Annotated in this window: 22 protein-coding genes and 2 pseudogenes; 9 read left to right on the top strand and 15 right to left on the bottom strand. The window is 71.0% G+C overall.

Features of this window, described 5'->3' with window-relative positions; translation table 11 throughout:
• Positions 1 to 5: 5 nt before the first annotated feature.
• The 5 genes from I6J71_RS17200 to I6J71_RS17180 are packed head-to-tail and all read right to left on the bottom strand — an operon-like array spanning position 6 to position 5,598.
• Positions 6 to 2,366, bottom strand: coding sequence for a xanthine dehydrogenase family protein molybdopterin-binding subunit (locus I6J71_RS17200; RefSeq protein WP_204095623.1), 2,361 nt, complete (start codon positions 2,364 to 2,366; stop codon positions 6 to 8).
• On the bottom strand, positions 2,363 to 2,890 hold the full coding sequence (locus I6J71_RS17195) for a (2Fe-2S)-binding protein (protein WP_370542158.1): 528 nt from the start codon (positions 2,888 to 2,890) through the stop codon (positions 2,363 to 2,365). Before I6J71_RS17195 ends, I6J71_RS17200 begins: the two co-directional genes overlap by 4 nt.
• The gene (locus I6J71_RS17190; protein ID WP_204095622.1) at positions 2,883 to 3,764 is read right to left on the bottom strand and encodes a xanthine dehydrogenase family protein subunit M; all 882 of its coding nucleotides are present in this window, start codon (positions 3,762 to 3,764) and stop codon (positions 2,883 to 2,885) included. The genes I6J71_RS17195 and I6J71_RS17190 overlap by 8 nt, the downstream gene beginning before the upstream one ends.
• Positions 3,761 to 4,567, bottom strand: coding sequence for an alpha/beta fold hydrolase (locus I6J71_RS17185; protein WP_204095621.1), 807 nt, complete (start codon positions 4,565 to 4,567; stop codon positions 3,761 to 3,763). Before I6J71_RS17185 ends, I6J71_RS17190 begins: the two co-directional genes overlap by 4 nt.
• Positions 4,564 to 5,598 (bottom strand): amidohydrolase family protein, encoded by a 1,035-nt coding sequence (locus tag I6J71_RS17180; RefSeq protein WP_204095620.1) that lies wholly within the window; start codon positions 5,596 to 5,598, stop codon positions 4,564 to 4,566. Before I6J71_RS17180 ends, I6J71_RS17185 begins: the two co-directional genes overlap by 4 nt.
• Positions 5,599 to 5,795: 197 nt before the next feature.
• Between I6J71_RS17180 and I6J71_RS17175 the strand changes: the two genes are divergently transcribed.
• Genes I6J71_RS17175 through I6J71_RS17165 form a run of 3 tightly spaced genes read left to right on the top strand, consistent with a single transcriptional unit; the run spans position 5,796 to position 8,107 of the window.
• On the top strand, positions 5,796 to 6,416 hold the full coding sequence (locus I6J71_RS17175; protein ID WP_239154950.1) for a UbiX family flavin prenyltransferase: 621 nt from the start codon (positions 5,796 to 5,798) through the stop codon (positions 6,414 to 6,416).
• A gap of 36 nt (positions 6,417 to 6,452) precedes the next feature.
• On the top strand, positions 6,453 to 7,361 hold the full coding sequence (locus I6J71_RS17170) for a LysR family transcriptional regulator (RefSeq protein ID WP_204095618.1): 909 nt from the start codon (positions 6,453 to 6,455) through the stop codon (positions 7,359 to 7,361).
• Positions 7,358 to 8,107 carry a GntR family transcriptional regulator gene (locus tag I6J71_RS17165; protein ID WP_204095617.1) on the top strand — a complete coding sequence of 250 codons (750 nt, stop codon included), beginning with the start codon at positions 7,358 to 7,360 and terminating at the stop codon, positions 8,105 to 8,107. Before I6J71_RS17170 ends, I6J71_RS17165 begins: the two co-directional genes overlap by 4 nt.
• A gap of 109 nt (positions 8,108 to 8,216) precedes the next feature.
• On the opposite strand, the gene I6J71_RS17160 is transcribed toward I6J71_RS17165, so the two are convergent.
• Genes I6J71_RS17160 through I6J71_RS17135 form a run of 6 tightly spaced genes read right to left on the bottom strand, consistent with a single transcriptional unit; the run spans position 8,217 to position 13,757 of the window.
• Complete coding sequence (locus tag I6J71_RS17160) at positions 8,217 to 8,921, bottom strand: GntR family transcriptional regulator (protein ID WP_204095616.1); 705 nt, start codon at positions 8,919 to 8,921, stop codon at positions 8,217 to 8,219.
• Entirely contained in the window at positions 8,921 to 10,357 is a 1,437-nt protein-coding gene (locus I6J71_RS17155; RefSeq protein ID WP_204095615.1) for a UbiD family decarboxylase, read from the bottom strand. The genes I6J71_RS17160 and I6J71_RS17155 overlap by 1 nt, the downstream gene beginning before the upstream one ends.
• Positions 10,354 to 11,088 (bottom strand): isochorismatase family protein, encoded by a 735-nt coding sequence (locus I6J71_RS17150; RefSeq protein ID WP_204095614.1) that lies wholly within the window; start codon positions 11,086 to 11,088, stop codon positions 10,354 to 10,356. The genes I6J71_RS17155 and I6J71_RS17150 overlap by 4 nt, the downstream gene beginning before the upstream one ends.
• Positions 11,085 to 12,071 (bottom strand): ABC transporter substrate-binding protein, encoded by a 987-nt coding sequence (locus tag I6J71_RS17145; protein ID WP_204095613.1) that lies wholly within the window; start codon positions 12,069 to 12,071, stop codon positions 11,085 to 11,087. The genes I6J71_RS17150 and I6J71_RS17145 overlap by 4 nt, the downstream gene beginning before the upstream one ends.
• Positions 12,068 to 12,853 (bottom strand): ABC transporter permease, encoded by a 786-nt coding sequence (locus I6J71_RS17140; protein ID WP_204095612.1) that lies wholly within the window; start codon positions 12,851 to 12,853, stop codon positions 12,068 to 12,070. The genes I6J71_RS17145 and I6J71_RS17140 overlap by 4 nt, the downstream gene beginning before the upstream one ends.
• Positions 12,810 to 13,757, bottom strand: coding sequence for an ABC transporter ATP-binding protein (locus I6J71_RS17135; RefSeq protein WP_204095611.1), 948 nt, complete (start codon positions 13,755 to 13,757; stop codon positions 12,810 to 12,812). Before I6J71_RS17135 ends, I6J71_RS17140 begins: the two co-directional genes overlap by 44 nt.
• Positions 13,758 to 14,158: 401 nt before the next feature.
• On the opposite strand from I6J71_RS17135, the gene I6J71_RS17130 reads away from it, so the two are divergent.
• Both I6J71_RS17130 and I6J71_RS48320 read left to right on the top strand, forming a co-directional pair.
• Positions 14,159 to 14,542, top strand: a complete 384-nt coding sequence (locus I6J71_RS17130; protein ID WP_204095610.1) for a hypothetical protein — start codon at positions 14,159 to 14,161, stop codon at positions 14,540 to 14,542.
• 166 nt (positions 14,543 to 14,708) lie between these two features.
• The gene (locus I6J71_RS48320; protein WP_239154948.1) at positions 14,709 to 15,311 is read left to right on the top strand and encodes a hypothetical protein; all 603 of its coding nucleotides are present in this window, start codon (positions 14,709 to 14,711) and stop codon (positions 15,309 to 15,311) included.
• A gap of 129 nt (positions 15,312 to 15,440) precedes the next feature.
• Here I6J71_RS48320 and I6J71_RS48315 read toward each other — a convergent pair whose 3' ends face one another.
• Positions 15,441 to 15,758 carry a hypothetical protein gene (locus I6J71_RS48315; protein WP_239154946.1) on the bottom strand — a complete coding sequence of 106 codons (318 nt, stop codon included), beginning with the start codon at positions 15,756 to 15,758 and terminating at the stop codon, positions 15,441 to 15,443.
• A gap of 559 nt (positions 15,759 to 16,317) precedes the next feature.
• Positions 16,318 to 16,488: a hypothetical protein gene (locus I6J71_RS17120; RefSeq protein WP_204097638.1), complete on the bottom strand. Its 171-nt coding sequence runs from the start codon at positions 16,486 to 16,488 to the stop codon at positions 16,318 to 16,320.
• Between the two features lie 268 nt (positions 16,489 to 16,756).
• Here I6J71_RS17120 and I6J71_RS50805 point away from each other — a divergent pair.
• From I6J71_RS50805 to I6J71_RS17110, 4 genes and pseudogenes are all read left to right on the top strand, one after another.
• Positions 16,757 to 17,137 (top strand): annotated as a pseudogene (locus tag I6J71_RS50805) (MFS transporter); the annotation flags it as partial.
• 127 nt (positions 17,138 to 17,264) lie between these two features.
• Positions 17,265 to 17,495: pseudogene (locus tag I6J71_RS50800) on the top strand (MFS transporter); the annotation flags it as partial.
• Between the two features lie 23 nt (positions 17,496 to 17,518).
• Positions 17,519 to 17,854 carry an MFS transporter gene (locus tag I6J71_RS50795; RefSeq protein ID WP_370542218.1) on the top strand — a complete coding sequence of 112 codons (336 nt, stop codon included), beginning with the start codon at positions 17,519 to 17,521 and terminating at the stop codon, positions 17,852 to 17,854.
• On the top strand, positions 17,833 to 18,726 hold the full coding sequence (locus I6J71_RS17110) for an NAD-dependent protein deacetylase (RefSeq protein WP_204095608.1): 894 nt from the start codon (positions 17,833 to 17,835) through the stop codon (positions 18,724 to 18,726). Before I6J71_RS50795 ends, I6J71_RS17110 begins: the two co-directional genes overlap by 22 nt.
• A gap of 8 nt (positions 18,727 to 18,734) precedes the next feature.
• On the opposite strand, the gene I6J71_RS48310 is transcribed toward I6J71_RS17110, so the two are convergent.
• Together I6J71_RS48310 and I6J71_RS48305 are read right to left on the bottom strand one after the other, a co-directional pair.
• Positions 18,735 to 18,935, bottom strand: coding sequence for a hypothetical protein (locus tag I6J71_RS48310; RefSeq protein ID WP_239154945.1), 201 nt, complete (start codon positions 18,933 to 18,935; stop codon positions 18,735 to 18,737).
• A gap of 112 nt (positions 18,936 to 19,047) precedes the next feature.
• A complete protein-coding gene (locus I6J71_RS48305) occupies positions 19,048 to 19,557 on the bottom strand; it encodes a haloalkane dehalogenase (RefSeq protein WP_239154943.1) in 510 nt (169 codons plus the stop codon).
• Positions 19,558 to 19,565 lie beyond the last annotated feature (8 nt).

Genomic DNA, 19,565 nt, shown 5'->3' with positions numbered 1-19,565 from the left:
GCCTCTCAGTCCTGGTCCGCCGCGGCGAGCTCGGCCGCGTGGATGGCGTCGACGATGCGCGACGGCGTGACCGGGGCGCGCGTCACCCGCGCCTTGAGCGGCCGCAGCGCGTCCTCCACGGCATTGGCGATCGTGGCCGGCGCGGGGATCGTGCCGCCCTCCCCCGCGCCCTTCACCCCGAGCGGGTTGAGCGGGCTGGGGGTCTGGATGTGGAACAGCTCGACCGGCGGCACCTCGGTGGCCGACACGAGCGCGTAGTCGAGGTAGCTCGTCGCCTGCGGCTGGCCTTCGAGGTCGTACACGGGCTCCTCGTACATGGCATTGCCGACGCCGTGGGCGAAGCCGCCGAGCACCTGGCCGTCGACGAGCAGCGGGTTGATCACGTTGCCGCAGTCGTGGCCGATCACGTACTTGAGGATCTTGATCTCCCCGGTCTCCGGGTCGACCTCCACGAGCGCGGCGTGCGCCCCGCTCGCGTACGCGGCCCGCTCCGGCGAGAAGTAGCTCGACGTCTCCAGGCCCGCCTTGATGCCGCGCGGCAGCGTGATGCCGTGCTTGCCGATGTTCGCGGTCTGCGCGAGCTGCTGCAGCGACACCGACTTCTCGAGATCGCCGCCCAGGCACGCCTTGTCGCCCACGAAGTCCACTTCGGACGCGTCGCAGCCGAGCAGGACGGCGGCGGTGTCCAGCAGCCGCTCGCGCATCTGCTTCGCCGCGTCCATGACGGCCGGCCCGCAGGTGGCCGTGATGCGCGAGGCGAACGTGCCCTGCCCGAAGGGGATCCGGCTCGTGTCCCCGGTCTTGACCTCGATGTGCTCCATGTCGAGGCCGAGCCCGTCGGCGGCGATCTGCGCGTACACGGTCTCGTAACCCTGGCCCTGCCCCGCCGCCGCGAGCGTGACGAGGATGCGGCCCTTGTTCGTCAGCCGGATCTTCGCGCCCTCGTACGGCCCGAGGCCACAGCCCTCGACGTACACCGACAGGCCGATGCCGAGGTAACGGCCCTCTTGGCGGAGCTTGTCCTGCAGCTCACGCGCCTCGTCGTAGCCGATGCGCTCGAGCGTGCCCTCCAGCAGGGCGGGGAAGTCGCCGCTGTCGTAGGTGAGCGGGCTGCCGTCGCGGAACATGATCCCGACCTTGTACGGGAACTCGTCGGCCTGGATCAGGTTGCGGCGGCGGACCTCCGCGGGGTCGAGCCCGAGATGCTCGGCGATGCGGTCGATCATGCGCTCCATCACGAACACCGCCTGCGGGCGGCCCGCACCGCGCACCGACGAGGTCGGGACCATGTTCGTGTAGCACGCGCGCAGCTCGATCGCGATGTTCGGCACGTGGTACGGGCCGGGGACCGTCGAGGTGGTGATCGAGGGCACCTGCAGGCCCGCGCAGTACGCGCCCTGGTCGTGCTCGATCGAATCCCGGACCGCCAGCAGCCTTCCTTCGTCGTCGAAGCCGACCTCGACGCGGTGGGTCTGCGAGCGCTCCATCATCGCGGTGACGAAGTTCTCCTGCCGGTCCTCGATCCACTTCACGGCGCGGCCCAGCTTCATCGCGACCCACGGGATCACGACCTCTTCGCCGTAGAACTGCGCCTTCGGCCCGAACCCGCCGCCGACGTCCGGCGGTGCGATCACGCGGATGTCGTCCTCGGCCATCTCGTAGATCACCGAAAGCTGCTGGCGCGCGTAGTGCGGCGCCTGTGTGCCGTCCCAGACGGTGATCTGCCCGCTGGCGGGCTCGAACCGCGCCGCCACCGCGCGCGGCTCCATCGAGTGCCCGCCGCCGCGCATCACGAAGAACTCGTCGGACAGCACGTTCGGCGCCTCGGCCAGTGCCTTGGCCGCATCGCCCGCGCTCTGGCTGAGCAGCACCGCGACGTTGGTCTCGTCACCGGAGTGGGCCAGCGGGCCGTTCTCCTGCAGCGCCACGGCGGTCGAGGAGACCGCGGGCAGCACCTCGTAGTCCACCTCGATGAGCTCCAGCGCGTCTTCGGCGAGGTAGCGCGATTCGGCGATGACCACGGCCAGCGGCTCGCCGACGTAGTGCAGCTCGGCCGGCGGCATCGGCAGGCGCGGGTAGTCGCGCAGCTGCGGGTGCTGCACCTTCGGCGCCAGCGGCTTCTGGATCTCCATCAGGTCGGCGCCGGAGAACACGGCGACCACGCCGGGCAGCGCGAGCGCTTCGGAGGCGTCGAACGACAGGATCTTCGCGTGCGCGTGGGGCGAGCGCAGGAACGCGGCCGCGAGCGCGTCGGGCAGGTCGAGGTCGTCGAGGTAACCGCCGTGCCCGGTCAGCAGGCGCTCGTCCTCCCGGCGTTCCATCCGCCGGCCGATCATCGTGCCCTCGGGGACCAGGGTGTCGCTCATGCTCCGGCTTCCTCTCCCGTTCGCTCGGCGGCGACCTCCAGCACGGACTTGACCAGTCCGGTGTAACCGGTGCAGCGGCAGATGTTGCCGCTGAGCACCTCGCGAGCCTGCTGCTCGTCGCTCACGGTCTCCTCGCGCAGCGCGGCCGTGACGCTCATCAGGAAGCCAGGCGTGCAGAACCCGCACTGCAGCGCGTGGTTGCGCTTGAACGCGCGCTGCAGCGGGGCCAGTTCCCCGTCCTTCGCCAGGCCTTCGACGGTCTCGACCTCGGCGCCGTCGGCCTGCACGGCGAGCATGAGGCACGCCCGCGTGGCCGCGCCGTCGACGATCACCGTGCAGGCGCCGCAGACGCCGTGCTCACAGCCGAGGTGCGTGCCGGTGAGGCGCAGCTTCTCGCGCAGGAAGTCGGCGAGTGTCATGCGCGGGTCCACGGCCGCTTCGTACTCGGCGCCGTTGACCGTGCACGCGACGGTGTGCGTCTCGGCTTCGGTGCGGACGGGGAACTCCGTCACGGGGTCACGCACGGCTCGCCTCCAATTTCTCGCGGATGTCGGTGAGCGCGCGCTTGACCAGCACACCGGTGAGCCGGCTGCGGTACTCGGCGCTCGCGTGGATGTCGCCGGTCGGATCGACCTGGCGGCGGGCGGCGGCCTCGACGTCGGGCCACAGCTCGTCCCCCAGCCGCGCGCCGGTGACCAGCGCCTCGACGTCGGTGAGCCGGTGGGGCGTCGGCGCGACGCCGGCCGCAGCGAGCCGGCAAGCCGAAACGGCGCCCGTCGCGTCGAACTCGCACACCGCCGCGACACCGGCCAGCGCGAAGTCACCGCGCCGTGTCGCGAACTCGCGGAACGCCGAGAACTGGTTCGCCGGCGGGCGCGGCACGCTGACCTGCAGCAGCAGCTCGTCGGGTTCGAGCGACGTGGTGAGGTGGAAGAGGAAGAAGTCCTCCGCCCGCACCTCGCGTACCCCGCGCGAAGACACGAGCGTGAACGTCGCGTCGAGCACCGAGAGCACGCTGGGCAGCTCGGCGGCCGGGTCGGCGTGGGCGAGGCTGCCGCAGATCGTGCCGCGGTTGCGGATCTGCGGGTGCGCCACCTGCTGCAGCGCTTCGGTGAGCACGGGCAGCAGCCGCGCGGCCTCTTCGGACCGTTCGAGCTGCCGCTGGCGCACGAGCAGCGGGATGGTGATGCGCGTGTCGCCGAACGTCGGCTCGGCGTGCTCCGCCCCGAGGCGGTTGACATCGACGAGGTGCTCGAACCGCGCCAGGCGGAAGTTGAGCATCGGCATCAGGCTCTGGCCGCCGGCCAGCACCTTCGCGTCGTCGCCGTGCACCTGCAGGGCCGCGAGTGCCTCGTCGAGGCTGCGCGGCGAGTGGTAGGTGAATCTGCCGGGTTTCACTGGGACTCCGCGGAGACGGCGGCCGCCGCGCGCAGGTGTGCGCGGACGCGCTCGGCGAGCGCGGGCCGTTCGATCAGGGACATGTGCCGGAGGCCCACCTGGACCTCGAGCTCGGCGCCGGGGATGCCTTCGGCCAGCGCGGCCGCCATCTCCGGCGGGGTCGCGTAGTCGTGCTCGCCGACGAGCACGAGCGTGCGCGCGGTGACCGCGGGCAGCAGCGCCCGCGAATCCATCTCGCCCATGGCGATCGACGCGGCGGCGTGAGCTTCGCTGTTGGTGCGCAGGAAGATCTTCACGATCCGGTCGGCCTCGGCCGGATTCGCCTCGCGGAATTCCGGCGAGAACCAGCGGTCCAGCTGGAAACCGACTTGCTTGGCCCGTGGCACGGACACGGCCTTCTCGGCCCGTTCCGCCCACACCTTCGGCGCGTCGTCGCCGTAGTAGGCGGTGGTGTCGGCGAGCACGAGCGAGCGCACCCGGCCCGGGAAGCGGCCGGCGAAGTTCACGCCGACGCTGCCGCCCATCGACAGACCCAGCAGCGACACGGTCTCGAGCCCGAGGGCGTCGAGCGCGGCACCGACGTCGTCGGCCAGGTCGGCGATGGAGAACGGCTTGCCGTCCCACGCGGATTCGCCGTGGCCGCGCAGGTCGAACGCGAACACCTGGAACTCGTCGGCGAGCGCTTCGGCCAGCGGCGTCCACAGCTCACCCGACGTGGCGAGCGGGTGCAGCAGCACCACGGGCTCGCCCGAGCCCCAGCGGCGGACCGCGAGCGGGCCCGCGGTCGAGGTCGAGGGGGTCATTCGGGCCTCCGGAAGATCTTCTCGGCGTTGGCGCGCAGGATCGCCTCGGTGTCGCTTTCGGACAGTCCGGCGTCGAGCACGGTGTGCACGGGGCGCGGGTCGCCCAGCGCGAACGGGTAGTCGCTGCCCAGCACCACGTGGTCGGAGCCGACGAGCCCGGTGAGGAACCGGACCGAGGACGAGGACAGCGCCACGGTGTCGTAGACGAACTCGCCCAGGTAGTCCGAGGGCTTCTCGCGCTGCAGCTCCCCGGCGAAGGCCTCCTTGGTGCGGTAGCCGCCGTCGAGCCGGCTCGCCTGGTACGGCAGGAAACCACCGCCGTGCACGAGGATCAGCTTGAGGCCGGGGTGCCGGTCGAGCAGCCCGTGGAGGATCAGCTGCGTGATCGCCACGGTGTTGTCGATGAGCCGGCCGTGGACGTTGCCCATCGTGCCGAGCGTCGCGAGCTCACCCGAAGGCCCGTACGTGGGCGGGTGCAGCACCACCGGGATCTCCTCGCGCGCGGCGACCGTCCACAGTGGCTCGAAGTTCGCCTCGTGCGGCGCGGACCCGGTGAGCGGGTCGGTGCTCAGCATGACGCCGGTGAACTCGGGGCGCTTCCACACCTCGAGCAGGTCCGTGGCGGCCTGCTCGCCGTCGTCGGTGGCCACGGACGCCAGCGCGGTCGTGCCGCCGCCCAGTTCCTGCACGGACTCCGCCATCGCGTCGTTGACGGTGTGCGCCCAGTCACGCGCCGCGGCGGGTTCGAGGAACGCGGACTGGATGTCCATCCACGGCGAGATGATTTGTCTGGTGACCCCGGTCTGCGCGCGCCAGCCCGCTCGGGGGCCCGGCTCGTTCATCCGCGCGCCGATCGGGCGGGTCTCGCCCATGCCGGGTACGTCGACGACCCAGCCCTTCTCGGTGCGGCGCGCGCTGAAGCCGTGCACCGGCGCCTTCTCGAGCGCCGCGAGCAATGACGGCGGCACGATGTGCGCGTGCGTGTCGACGACCGGGTAGGGCACGATCTCCTCGGTGTCCGTCCGACTCACCTCTCAGTCCTCCGATGGCCTGGGGAAACTTGCTGGTCTCCGACGCTAGGTCCCCAGGTCGGAGGCAACCAGCGCGCTTTGCTGTCGGCGCCGGTTAGGAGTTCTTACAGCGGCCCCCTCGCGCGTGCCGGGCGCGGCATGATGCGATGGCGCGAAGCCCGGCACCACGATCGGGTGATAGTGAAAGGCGGGTGCCCGTGACGGGGACAGAACTTCCGCGGCGCAACGTCGTCGTGGCCATCACCGGCGCGAGCGGTGCGTGTTATGGCGTGCGCGTGCTGCAACTGCTGCGCGAGCGGCCGGACTTCTCCACGCACCTCGTGCTGTCGAAAGCCGGGATCGTCACGCTGCGCCACGAGTGCGACCTCTCCGTGGAGGACGTGAAGGAGCTGGCCGACCACACGTACCGGCCGGGCGAGATCGGCGCGACGATCGCGTCCGGCTCGTTCCCCGTGGAGGCCATGCTCGTGGCCCCCTGCTCCATCAAGACGCTCTCGGCGATCGCCACCGGCTACACCGACGACCTCGTCGCCCGCGCCGCCGACGTGTGTCTCAAGGAGGGCAGGCCGCTGCTGCTGATGGTGCGGGAGACCCCGCTGCACCTCGGGCACCTGCGCTCGATGACCGCCGCGGCCGAAGCGGGCGCCATCATCGCGCCGCCGGTCCCGGCCTTCTATCCTCGACCGGGGACGATCGACGACCTGGTGGACTACACCGCTCGCCGCGCGCTGTCCCGTGTGGGCCTGTGGGAGCTCGCGCCGGCGCCGTGGGACGGTGATGTGACCAGGCGCGGCGGCGCTCTCACCCACGATGGCTGACGGCGGGACCGCGCGAGCGGTCGGGAAAGGACTCGGGTGCTCGAAGCTCGGCGGCTGCAGATCTTCTCGGCGGTGGCCGAACGCGGTTCGTTCACCGCGGCCGCCGAAGCCCTGTTCATGACGCACTCGGCCGTTTCGCAGCAGATGGCGCTGCTGGAACGGCAGCTCGGCGTCACGCTCATGATCCGCGGGCCGCGCGGCATCGAGCTCACCGACTCCGGGCGCATCCTGGCCGAGCGCAGCACGGGCCTGCTCGGCACGATCGCGAACATCGAGCAGGAGATGGCCGACCTCAAGGCGCAGCAGTCCTACGTCCGGCTCGGCGCGTTCCCCACGGCCGGCGCGGACCTCATCCCCCGCGTGGTGCGCACGTACCAGGAACGCTTCCCGGACACGAAGATCGTGCTGCGCTCGGCGCACGCCTCGGACATGCCCGCGAACCTGCGTGACGGGTCCATCCACCTGGGGCTGGCCTGGGACTACGACTTCGACCCGCGGTCGGTGCCCGCGGACATCGAGTGGATCCACCTCGCCGACGACCCGATGTGCGTGCTCGTGCCGGTGGACCATCCCGTGGCCGGCGAGTCCGAAGTGGAGCTGCGCGAGCTGGCGGGCGAGAGCTGGGTGGTGCGCAGCCACCGCCCGCCGTACGACGAGGCGTTCACGACGCTCTGCCGGCTGGCCGGGTTCGAACCGGACATCGGCTTCGCTACAGAGGATTACCTGTCCGCGCAGGGCTTGGTCGCGGCCGGCGTCGGCATCAGCGCCGCGCCGCGGCTGGCACTCGTGGCGCTGCGGCCCGACGTCGTCGCGGTGGACATCGCCGGCCCCTCGCCGCGCCGGCGCATCGCGGCCGTCCGGCTGCTCAACGCCAGCCACCCGCCCGCCGCGCAGCAGATGCTCGACGTCCTGCGCGCCGCCACGACCCCCGAGGAGACCCCGTGACCGCGCCGGACGAGAGCCGCGAGGCACCCGGCATCGACGTCCTGCGCCAGATCCTGCGGGGCGGGCGGATCGACGTGTCGCTCGTGGACCGCATCGTCGAGGACCTCGCGCTGCAGATCATCGACGGCCGCCTGCCCCCGGGCGCCGACGTCAACTCCGTGGAGCTCGCCCGCCGCTACACCAGCAGCCGCACGCCCGTGCGTGAAGCGCTGCTGAGGCTGCAACGCGAAGGACTCGTGGACATCCCGGCCCGCCGCCGCCCGCGCGTGGCCCCCGTGACGCTCAGCCAGGCCCGGGAGATGTACGAGATCCGCGCGAGCCTGCACGGGCTCGTCAGCGAGCTCATCGTGCGCTCCGCCCCGGACGAAGCCCTCGACGTGCTCGACAAGTGGCAGGCCCACCTGCGCGACGACGCCGAACGCGGCGACGTGGACGCGTACTTCTGGCACAACGTCACGTTCCGCCAGGCCGAGGCCGAGGTCGCGGGCAACCACCAGCTGACCCGGCTGCTCGGCTCACTGGGCCTGCGGACGCTGCAGCTGCGCCACGTGAGCCTTTCCCTGCCCGGGCGGCTCACCCGTTCCGTCGACGACCACGAGCGGCTCCTGGAGGCCTACCGCGACCGGGACGCGCCGCTGGCGGTGGCGCTGACCAAGTCCATCATCACGGCCGGGTTGCAGGCGATCGAGGAATCGGGCTGGTCGGGCCTGTCGCTCGAGGCGGCACCGGTACCGGGCAGCGACTAGCACCGTTGCCGGTACCGGCCGGACGCGGGTGACCGGCGCCTGTGCACGGGTCGGGGCCTCACGCACACAGACGGCGGTTACGCGCGCCCGGCCGGCACCGGGCCGGGTATCACACCTGACCGGACCGTTCGATCGCCCGCAGTCCCCGCAGCACCAGCGACTTGCTCACCGCCGCGGCGAGCGCGGCGTCGCGGTCGGCGTAGGCGTTGACGAGGCGTTCGTGGTCGGCCACGGAGTGCAGCAGCCGGCCCGGCAGCGACAGGCTCAGGTGCCGGAACCGGTGCATCTGCAGGCCCAGCGAGCTGAGCCGCCGCTGCAGCTCGCCGTTGCCGGACAGGCTGGCTTCGGCGTTGCGGAACCCGACGTTGTGCCAGAAGTAGGCGTGGACGTCCCCCCGCTCCGCGTCGTCGGTGAGCAGCTTCTGCCACGTGCGCAGGCCGTCGATCCCCTCGTCGCTCGCACGGGCGACGACGAGCTCGCTGACCAGCGCGTAGAGGCTGCCGCGGATCTCGTAGATCTCGCGGACCTGCCGCATGTCCACCGGCGACACGTACGGCCGCCGCCGGGGCGGCACGATCACCAGCGACTCCCGTTCCAGCAGGAGCAGCGCCTCCCGGACCGGGGTGCGGGAGGTGCTGTACCGCCGGGCCAGCTCCGCCGAGTTGACCTCGTGACCGGGCAGGAGCCGGCCCTCCACGATGCCGATCGCGATGTCCCGGAAGATCGCGACCGCGAGCGACGAGTCGCCGTCGGACCCGCGCAACGCGCTGAACAACAGCTCCCTGCGCAGGTCCTCGACGCCCGCGTCGGGCACTAGCCGAGCACCTCGGGCCAGCGCCGCGTCACCGACGCAACCAGCTCTTCGCTCGACTCCGCAACCACCGGGAAGTCCTTGAGCCGCTCGAACGGCCGGCACGCGTCGATCACGGCCCGGCTGTTGAACGCGAGCTCGCCCGGCAGGGTCAGCGGGTCGACCCGGCTGCCCCACGTGCGTTTCATGACCTCGATGTCGAGCTCGGGGTTGGTGCGCCCGCACATCGCCCACACGACCTCGCCGAGGTCGCGCGGGTTCACGTCGTGGTCCACCACGACCGTGAACCGGTTCATGTATGCCGCGTTGGGCAGCTGCGCGGTGAGGTACGCGGCCTGCCGCGCGTGCCCCGGGTAGCGCTGTTCGATCGCGACGATCAGCAGCGACCGCCCGCCGCCCGCCTCGTGCGCCCACACGCCGCGCACGCCGGGCAGCCCGGTCTTGCGCAGCGAGTCGGTGATGATCGCGGACTTCATCACGGTCCGCATGTACGAGTAGTCGTGCGGCGGCTTGCCGGGAGGCGCCCCGAGCAGGATCGGGTCGTCGCGGTAGTAGACCTTCTCGACGTCGATCGCGAGGATCGGATCGCGCGAACCGGAGTAGTACCCGGTCCACTCGCCGAAGGGGCCCTCCGGCCGCGTGTCGGCCGGGCGCACCCAGCCCTCGATCGCGATCTCCGCGTCGTGCGGCAGCGGCAGCCCCGTGGCCAAGCCGGCGATCGTGCGCACCGGCGAACCCGTCATCGCGCCGACGTAGTCGTACTCCGACACATCCGCCGGTACCTCGACGCCCGCCGCCACCAGGTACGCCGGGTGGTGACCCAGCGAAGCGGCGATCGGCGCGCGGCCCTCGGCCTCGAACCAGCGGCGCAGGTGCTGCGCGCCGTGCTTGCCCGCCTCGATGTTCACGGTCGCCGAGCGGCCGTCGTCCTGCACCTGCATGCGGTAGGCGCCGAGGTTGATCCGGCCGGTGTCGTAGTCGCGCGTGACGACCGCGCAGCCCGTGCCGATGTAGCGTCCGCCGTCGCCCTCGTGCCAGCGCGGCACGGGGAACTTCAGCAGGTCCACTTCGTCGTCCACATGGGACAGCAGCGGGCCGTCTTCGACGGTGACGGCGCGGAACTCACCCGCGTTCGCCACCCACTCCCCCGGCTTCACCGCGAGGCTGTCCATGAGGTCCTCGTCGGTGTTGTCCCAGCCGAGGCCGAGCACCGAGCCGAGCAGGCGCGGGTTGCTGACCGAACCGGACAGCACGCGCGAACCCGCCGAGTAGTCCTTGATGGAGTCGAACAACAGGGCTTTCGGCTTGCTGCGCCGGTAGTTCACCTGCGACAGGGCACCGATCTCGAGTTCCCAGTGGGCACCCTCGATCGGCTGCACCTCGCCCTCGCGCTCGGCCTCGGCGAGCCAGCGGCGCAGGTCGGGACCGGTGTCGTTCATGCCACTCCTCGCTGCCGCGTACCGGCCCGCAGGTACTCGGTGGCGGCCTCGGCGGTCACCACGTCCGCGTACTTCTGGTTCAAGTCGAACAAGCTCATCCAGTGCGACGACTCGAACCGGTCGAAGCACAGGTCCCCGATCACGCCCACGCGGTAGCCGCGGCTGCACGCGTCGACCACCGTGGAGCGCACGCACCCACTGGTCGATTCGCCGACCACGAGGATCGTGTCGTACCCTCCCGCGCGCAAGATCGTGTCCAGCGGCGTCTCGAAGAAGCAGCTGGGCCCGATCTTCCGCAGCACGATGTCGCCGTCGGCCGGAGCGACCTCTTCGACGATCGCGTTCGGGTCCACCGCGCGCGGTTTCGGCTCCAGCGCGGGTGCCGGCTTGCGGTTCCAGCGCCCGTACTCCGGTGGGGTGGCGTGGAAGTACGCCACGCGCACGCCGGCGCCGCGGGCCGCCTGCAGGAACGGCGCGGTGCGGTCCACGGCCTCCCAGCCGCGGTCACCGCACGAGCTGGGCCACTCGGCGACCGAGGACACGATGTCCGTGCGCGGCAGGCCGAGCGCGGCGTAGTACAGGTCGACGGCGACGACGAGCGGACGGGACCCGAAGCCGAACGGGGCCCGCTTCGCCCACGACGTCGCCTCGAGCACGGTGAGGTCCCGTTCGGTCAGGTACTGGGCCCAGCCCGCCTCGAACACCGGATCAGCGGTCTTCGGCGCGCTCATGCGGCCGCCAGTGTGTTGTCGATGTACTGCGTGACGTCCGACGGCGGCGTCTTCTTGGCGTTGTGGGCGGCTTCGTCGAAGGCCTGCTTGATCACCTTGGGATCGACCTCGGGCGTCTTCGACCACACCGTCAGGAAGAAGTCGTACGCGTACTGGGCGAGCTCGTCGCTCTGCACGCCGCTGTACTTCTTGATCGCCTTCACGGTCTCGGCCTTGTGGCCGCGCAGGTACTGCAGCGACTCGGCTTCCGCGGCGTAGAACCGCTTCACCGCTTCGTGGTTGTTCTGCAGGAACTTGTTCTGCACCGTGTAGGCCCCGAGCGGGAACTGCAGATCCGCCAGCGAGGCCAGTCGGTGCGCGCCCTTCTCCCGGCTCTGCGTGCCGTTCGGCGGCTGGGTCAGCAGCGCGGAGACCGCCCCGCTGCCGAGCGCGGCGACCTCGGCGGGCACGCTCTTGACGAACACGGCCTGCACGTCTTCCCGCTTCATGCCGTTGGCCTCGAGCAGGTCGGTCAGCCCGAAGTCGCTCTGCGATCCGGGCGAGGAGATGGCGACCTTCTTGCCCTTGAGGTCCTGGATCGTCTTGATCGCGGGGCTCGCCCACATCTCCAGGTTGTAGTGCGGCTCCGACATCGCCACGTACTTGAGGTCGGCGCCCTTCATGATCGCGGCGGCCGTGTCCGCCGCGACGCCGACGCCGACGTTCACGCTGCCGCTCGAGAGCGCGGCGACGAGCTGCGAGCTGTCGTTGAGGCGGTTGAGCGTGACCTTGAGGCCGTGCTTGGCGAAGATGCCTTCGTCCTGGGCCACGTACAGGTCGGAGTAGCCCGCGCCGAGCGCGGTGTAGCCGATCGTGATCGGGAGCGCGCCGCTGGCGTCCGCCTTGACCGCGGCGGTCGAACCGCCCTTGCCGGCGCACGCGGTGAGCCCGAGCACGAGAGCGGCGGCAGCGGTGACCGCCGTGAAAACCTTGGTGTACTTCATTGTGCACCTGCCCAGTGGGTGAAGCGGCGTTCGACCATCCGCACGGCGCCGTTCAGCAGCAGGGCGACGACGGCGAGGATGACGATGCCGGCCATGGCGTTGTCCATGTTGAAGTTGGAGGTCTGGGTCTGAACGAAGTAGCCCAGACCCTGGCTGGCGAGGAAGAGTTCCGCGACGATCGCACCGACCAGCGCCCGGCCGACGGCGAGGCGCACACCGGCGAGGATGTAGGGCAGCGTCGCGGGTAACGCGATGGTGTAGAAGAACTTCAGCCGCGGCGTGCAGAACACCGTGGCGACGCGGGTGTAGTCGCGATCGAGGTTCCGCACACCGGCGGTGATGTTGATGATGAGCGGCAGGATCGCGGCCCAGATGATCACCAGGATGCGCGAGACGTCGCCGATGCCGAACCAGAAGATGATGATCGGCAGGAACATCACGTAGGGCACGGAGTACAGCACGTTGACCATCGGCTCGGTCATGTCGTGCAGGATCCGGCTGCGGCCCAGCACGAGGCCGACGGGGATGCCGACGACGAACGTGATCAGCAGGCCCCACAGCAGTTCCAGGCCGGTCGCGCCGAGGGCGGGCCAGATGTCGCCGGAGCCGAACAGGTCGATCTCGGCGGAGACGATGCGGGTCGGGCTGCTGCTGAACGAAACGTCGACGAGCCCGGTGGCGCTGCAGATCTGCCACAGCACGAGGACGATGACGATGCCCAGCGTGCCGAGCAGCCCGCTACGCCGGCGCTGAACCCAGGCGGACAGTCCCTTGGACTCCATCGCCGCCGGTTGCCCGGACGTGGTCGGCGGCCTGGTCAGAGTTGACGCCGTGGTCATGATTCCTCGCTGAATCTTCCGAAGCTGCGGTTTCCGTGGCGGTGGAGGTGGTTTCGTCGGCGGGTTTGTGGTGCAGCGCCTCGAGGATCCGGTCGCCGTAGGCGAGGAACTCGGAGCTGCGCCGCCAGGCCGCGTCGCGCGGACGGGGCGCGTCGATCTTCACCTCGAGGGCGACGTGGGCGGGGGACTTGGAGAAGACGAGCACGCGGTCGGCCAGCAGTACGGCCTCGTTCACGTCGTGGGTCACGAACATCGCCGTCTTCTTGGAGCTGACGGTGTCGGCCTGCCAGATGCGCAGGAGCTCGTCCTGCAGGATCTCGCGCGTCTGCGCGTCGAGCGCCCCGAAGGGCTCGTCGAGCAGCAGCAGGGTGGGGTCGGTGGCCAGGGCCCGCGCGAGGTTCACGCGCTGCTTCATGCCACCGGAGAGTTCGTGCGGGTACTTGTGGGTCACGTGGGAGAGCCCCACGATCTCCAGCAGCTCCTCGGCCCGCTTGCGGACCTGGGCCGTCAGGCGGCCCTGCACCTGCGGTCCGAAGAGGACGTTGTCCATGACGGTGCGCCACGGGTAGAGCGAGGCGTGCTGGAACACCAGCGACCGTTCGGGACCGGGACCTTTCACGGGCTTTCCGCCCACCTCGAGCGCACCTCCCGCGACGGGCACGAGCCCGGCGACGGCTTCGAGGAAGGTGGTCTTGCCGCACCCGCTGGGCCCGACGATGACCACGAACTCCTCATCCATGATCTGGAGGTTGAGGTCGAGGACCGCCGTGGAGAACGCGTTGCCGCGCCGGGTCTTGTGGCCCAGCAGCAGATCGCGCGCGTCCAGGCACACGTTCGACGAGGTCATCAGCCGACCGCCACCCCAACCGGTCGGACTTCTGGCTTGCTCACTACCGTTTCCTCCTTGCTGATGGCTGCGCTGCAATTCCGCAAGGTGTCGACACTTCGGGAGAGTCTCAGCCTCAGCCCTGCTTGTGTCAAGGGTCGCAGTGAGACTCTCCGCACGAGTCCACCTGGAAAAGATCTTGTCGAATAAGGAGAACTCCTGGTCACGGCGCCGAAGGCGGACCACTGGTCCAGCCAACCGGGATTGGCCCGTTATCGAGGCGTCACCTCAGCGGCGCCGCAAACTGTCGACACTAGCCACTTTGTTCGAGAGGTTTTGCGGTGTTGCGCCGGATCCGTGCACAAGTGTTCCCCCGTCGTCACGCCGCAGGGGTGTCCGTTGTCCCACTCGAGGAGGCCACGATGCCCAGTGCCAACCGGCAGTCGACGCCGGTCGCCGTCGACACCGCACTGATCCGGGGACGGTACGCAGCCCTCGGGTGCTACACCGTCGGCTTCGAGACGTTGGCCCAGGACGTCGACCCGGCGCCGCTGTTCGCCGGGCTCCCCGGTGACCGCTGCCAGTGCCCGCACTGGGGCGTCGTCACCGCGGGCCGACTGACCTTTCGCTGGCCCGATCACGAGGCGAGCTTCGTGGCCGGCGACGCCTACTACACGCCGCCCGGACACCTCCCCCTCATCGGCACCGGCACCTCGGTCGTCGAGTTCAGCCCGACCGAAGACCTCGAAGCCACGATGACCGTCGTGGAGAAGAACCTGGCCGCGGCGACCGGAGCGCCGTCGTGACCGCCGCGGCCACCGACCCGCGCGACGGCACGCGGGTGGCGCTGGCGAACCTCATCCGGTTCCTCGATTTCCCCGTTGTTGTCCGGCATCGTCCGAAGATGCCACGATCGGCGCGGATGATCGCCGGCATTTCCGCGTTTCCGCACTCGACCTGGGGCTCAGGCACATGCACCGCTTCCGTGCGCCCGTCGCGCTCACCGCGGTCGCCGCCGCGTTCGCGCTGGTCGGCACTCCGGCGACCGCGGCGGCCACGCCGTTCACCGCGCCGGTTTTCAAGGCTACGCACAACAGCTATTCGGGCAACGTCGACGGCGCCAAGGGCTCGAACGCCTACCAGCTCGACCACGGCGTTCGCTTCGTCGAGTTCGACATCCACGACAACGGTTACGCCACGGCTCACGACTACGGCATCGGGCACGGCAGCCCCGGCGACCTCGTCGACCACACGGGCAACCCGGCGTCGAGCAACCTGCGCGACTGGCTGAACGTCGTCGGCACCTGGTCGGCCGCGCACCCCACCGCCGCCCCGATCGTCGTGATGCTCGACTTGAAAGACGACCTCACCGACAACCCGTCGTCCTCCGCGGGCAACCTCGCGGCGGTGAACCAGGAACTGCAGGCCGCCTTCGGTTCGCGGCTGCTGCTCGCGAAAAATACCCCGGCGGAGCGACCACGGACTCGTTGCGCGGCAAGGTGTTCACGCTCCTCTCCGGCGACAGCGGCACGCGTGCCGCGTACCGCCGCGACGTCGGCTACCACCCCGCCGTAGCGCTCAACGGCGACGGCCAGGTCGTCGAGGTGCACGACTCGGGCGCGCCGGCGCGCTCTGGTACTGGACCGGCACGTACGCCGCCGACGGCACCGTCACCTGGAACCGCCGCGGCCGGTACGACAGCGGTCAGACGCCGGCGATCGCGCTCGACGAGTCCGGCCGGGTTGTCGAGGTCCACCGGTCGCAGGCCGCGACCACGCTCTGGTACCACACCGGGCAGCTCCGCGCCGACGGCGAAATCACCTGGTCGGCGAGCCTCCAGTACGACAACGGGGAGACGCCGACGGTGGCGTTCACCGGCTCCGGTGTGCGCGAGATCCACCGCAGCCAGAGCTCGAGCCAGAACTGGCAGTGGCAGGGCACGCTCGACACGTCGGGCAAGACGGTGGCCTGGACCGGGAACGCGAAGGCCTCGGACCCGCTGTTCCCCCAGACCACCGGCACGTCGGGCAGCCGCCGCGTGGCCGTCTCGACCGGAGCCGACGGCGCGACGCCCGCCCAGACCCTGTGCTACGCCACCGACCGCGTGAGCGGCGGACGGATCCAGTACCCGCAGGTCGCCTTCGACGAGTACCAGCAGGGCGACCCGGCCGAGCTGCAGCAAGGCGCGCTGTTCCACGGCGCGCCTGCCACGGAGTCCGCGTTCATCACCGCCGCCCGCAACGCCGGAAAACTGGTCCGCGGCTGGGACTTCGACTCGGCGAGCCTCGCCACGAACCCGCCGGCGAACTACGCGGCGACGAACCACCCGTGGGACGCGTGGTACCAGAACGTCACCGCGGGCGCCGCCCAGTGGCGAGCACAACGACCGCCCCGGGTAAGCACCGCAAACATGACGGGCCGGGCTCCCGCACCCCGACGGAGGGAGCCCGGCCCTGTCCCCAACACGGTGCTCACACCGGTTCTGGCCGACCCCGCGGCCGCAACCGGTGCCGCACCACGTCCGGTGCCGCGCGGTTCGCGTCCGGGCCGAAGTCCACTTCGGTCCCGGATCGCGCCGGGATCAGTGCCGCAGCACGACCGCCGGCGTGACGACGGGACGCGGCAGTTCGTCGCTCCCGGCGCGTTCGCCCCGCGCGGCTCTCGTGGACACCCGGGTGCAGCGCTGCTCCAACCGCTCCATCAGCACGGCGGCGACCATCAGGACCACGGGTGTACCCAACGCGAACCACATGTCGGTGAAGTACCCAGGCCGGCAGGTCGCGAACCACCGGCTTACCCACGGGGTGATTTCTCGTTGGCCGGTAACGGGAATCAGGCTCGCGCTGCCGATCTTTCCCGCCCGCGTGATGATCACGAGGTGAGCCTGCGGCGGGCAGCGAACTCAGCCTCTGGTTCTTCGGTGCGCTCGGCGGGATCCTCTGGGGCTACAACACCGGCGTGATCTCCGGGGCGCTGCTCTACCTCGGCCGGGACATCCGCTGAGCCCCGTCCGGCAAGGCATGGTGGTGTCGGGGTTGCCGGCCGGGTCCATGGTGGGTGCGGGGCTCACGGGGCGGCTCGCCGACTCGCTCGGGCGGCGCCGCATGACCCTCGGCACCGGGCCGGTGTTCATCGTCGGCACGCTGGGCGCGGCACTGTCCGGCACGGCGCCGCTGCCGGTGACTTTCCGGTTCGTGACGGGCGTGGGCGTCGGGATCGCTTCGGTGGTGGTGCCGATGTACCTGTCGGAGCTGGCGCCGAAGGAGGTGCGCGGCAAGCTCCCGGGCTGGGTGTCGACGCGGTGGATGATCGGGCTCGGTGTGGTGGCGGCCGTGCTGCTCCTGGCCGGCATGTACACACCACCGGAGAGCCCGCGCTGGCTGGCCGTCAACAAGCGCGACGAAACCACCGCGCGTACCGTGCTGACCCGGAGGCGCGGCAGCGCGGACGCGGCCGAAGCGGAGCCGGCCGACATCCGCGCCGGCGCGCAGCAGCAGGCCGAGCGCGCGCAACCGCTGCGGCGGCCGGATGCTCACGGGCGGGCGGCCGCGCAAAGTGTCCGTGGCCGGCATGCTGCTGCTGTTCTTCCAGAACTTCGTGGGGATGAACACGATCACCCACTACGCGCCGACGCTGCTCATCGACGTCGGGTTCGGCTCGTCGGGTGCGATCCTCGCGAGCGTGGGCACCGGCGCGGTCAACATGCTCTTGACGCTCGCCGCGATGCGCCTCATCGACCGCGCGGGCCGGCGGCCGCTGCCGCTCGTCGGCGCCGCGGGGATGTGCGGCGCGATGGTCCTACCGGCCGCGGTTTACCTCGGCGGGCTCGCGCACGGCCGGTGCTGCTCGGGCTGCCACTGGCCGCGATCGCCGGGTACATCGCGTCGTTCTCGGTGTCGTGGGGGCCGGTGCAGTGGGTCGCGCTGCCGGAACTGTTCCCGCCGCGCGTCCGGGCGGCGGCGGCGAGCGTGTGCCTCGTCTTCACCTGGTTGTTCAACCTGGCCGTCGCGCTCGTGTTCCCGCCGCTGCTGGCGGCTTTCGGGGCCGCAGCCCCGAGCAGCTCGAACGCGAGCACGCGGGCACGTAAACTGATCAGGTGCGGACACGACCCACCTTGAGCTGGACCGGTACGGGCGAAGCGCTGCCGCGCACCGGAACGGTCGCCGAGGTGGCCGAGGTCGTCGCCCGCGGCCACGTGGTGGTGCTGAGCGGAGCGGGCCTGTCGACCGAGTCCGGCATCCCCGACTACCGCGGCGAATCCGGTAGCCTGCGCCGGCACACGCCGATGACCTACGACGAATTCACGGCCAGCGCCGAAGGCCGGCAGCGCTACTGGGCGCGCAGCCACCTGGGCTGGCGCACCATCGCCCGCGCCGAGCCGAACTCCGGCCACCACGCCGTCGCGGCCCTGCGCCGCGCGGGACTGCTGTCGGGGGTCATCACGCAGAACGTCGACGGCCTGCACCGAGCGGCCGGCACGCGCGGCGTGGTGGAACTGCACGGCAACCTCGACCGCGTGATCTGCCTCGGCTGCCGCCGCACCAGCCCGCGCGAAGACCTCGACACCCGCCTGCGCGCCGCCAACCCGTCCTTCGGCGGCACCGTCACCCGCATCAACCCCGACGGCGACGTCGACCTCGCCGAGGACGCCGCCCGCACCTTCACCCTCGTCAGCTGCGCCGCGTGCGCCGGCGTGCTGAAACCCGACGTCGTGTTCTTCGGCGAGAACGTGCCCCGCGCCCGAGTCGAACGCTGCTACCGGCTGGTCGACGAAGCCTCGGCGATGCTCGTTCTCGGCTCGTCCCTGACCGTCATGTCCGGCCTGCGCTTCGTCCGCCACGCCGCGAAAACCGGCAAGCCAGTCCTGATCGTCAACCGCGGCCAAACCCGCGGGGACGCCTGCGCGCAGGTCCGCGTGGACCTCCCGCTGGGCGAGGCGCTGACGGAGCTGGTCGACCTGCTCGGTGACCGGGCCGACCTGCCCGCCTGAACCGTCCGTCAGCGGAGCCCGCGTGCGTCGGCCCACGCCGCGATCGACGCCCCGAGCGCCGCCGGCCGGTCCTCGGGTGTGTGGTGTCCCGCGCCAACGGTGTGGTGCACCACCTCCAGCGCGGCGGCCGTGTCCGCGCACCACCGCACGAGCGCCGGAGTGAGCATCGTGGCAGGTCCCGGTTCGAACGTGACCAGCAGTTTCGGCACGTCCACGCTCCTTGAGCCATTCGCCGTACCGCTCGACGACCTCGGTGGGCTCCCCGTCGAGCGGCATCGCGCGCGGCCGGCGCAGCAGGGGCATCCGGCTCTCGCGCGTCGGCTACGGCCGCGAGTACTCCTCGAGCTCAGCTGCTGCCAGGCCCCGGGCGGTGGAGCCGGGCAGCAGCTCGCGCAGGAAGACGTTGTCGTCGAGCACCATCCGCTCACCGGCGCCCGGGGTGCGCAGCGCCCGGAACAGCTGCCGCCCGTCCTCCGGGAGCTCGGCCCACGCCGAGGGTTTCACGATCGTTTCGGTGACCGCGACCCCGCGCACCCACCCGGGGTGGCGCGCCGCGAAGTCGAACGCGAGCGCCCCGCCCCAGTCGTGCCCGACGAGCACCACCTCGTCGAACCCCAGCGCGGCGAACCACGCGTCGAGGTGGTCGGCGCGGTCCGCGAACGAGTACCCGATCAAGGGTCTGCCCGAGTCACCCATGCCGATCAAGTCCGGCGCGAGCAGCCGGCCGGGAGCGCCGACCGCGGGCAGCACGTCGCGCCAGAGGTACGACGTCGTCGGATTGCCGTGCAAGAAGACGACAGGGGCACCGCTGCCGGTTTCGCGGTGGTGCATCGTCGAAC

Origin of the sequence: Amycolatopsis sp. FDAARGOS 1241 (genome assembly GCF_016889705.1) — a bacterium.
Lineage (GTDB): Bacteria > Actinomycetota > Actinomycetes > Mycobacteriales > Pseudonocardiaceae > Amycolatopsis.
Note: the sequence above shows the minus strand (reverse complement) of the source record. Positions and strands in the feature narration are given on the sequence as shown.